Origin of the sequence: Vibrio sp. T20 (genome assembly GCF_007858795.1) — a bacterium.
GTDB classification, from domain to species: domain Bacteria; phylum Pseudomonadota; class Gammaproteobacteria; order Enterobacterales; family Vibrionaceae; genus Vibrio; species Vibrio satsumensis.
Window position 1 is genome coordinate 1 of sequence record NZ_VFEB01000246.1, and the last position, 329, is coordinate 329.

1 protein-coding gene and 1 pseudogene are annotated in these 329 nt (G+C 36.8%); both read right to left on the reverse strand.

The features are described from left to right. A partial coding sequence (locus FTW16_RS22420; RefSeq protein WP_146492491.1) for an ectoine synthase occupies nucleotides 1-119 on the reverse strand: 119 nt, incomplete at its 3' end. Nucleotides 120-132: 13 nt separating this feature from the next. Next, nucleotides 133-329: pseudogene (locus FTW16_RS22425) on the reverse strand (diaminobutyrate--2-oxoglutarate transaminase); the annotation flags it as partial.

Here is a 329-nt window from a genome sequence, read left to right on the forward strand (position 1 = left end):
GTGATATGGAATGAAAAACCCATATTGTCCTCTTTCAACAGCATACGAGTACTTTCCCAGTTATCTGAGACAATACGTCTTTCGCTATTACGACATTCATCAAGTGTTCTAACAATCATTTTATTATCCTTATTACGATGCTTTTTTGAAATACTTGGTTGCTACAACTTCAACTGAGTTTTCGAAAATAGTTAGGCCTTGTATAAGCTCCGACTCCGATATAGTTAGCGGGCAAAAGAACTTCAATATTTCATCGTTTGGACCTGCTGTCTCAATTACCATGCCGTTGTCAAAACATGTTTTAGCAATATCGTCAGCAGTGTTTTCAT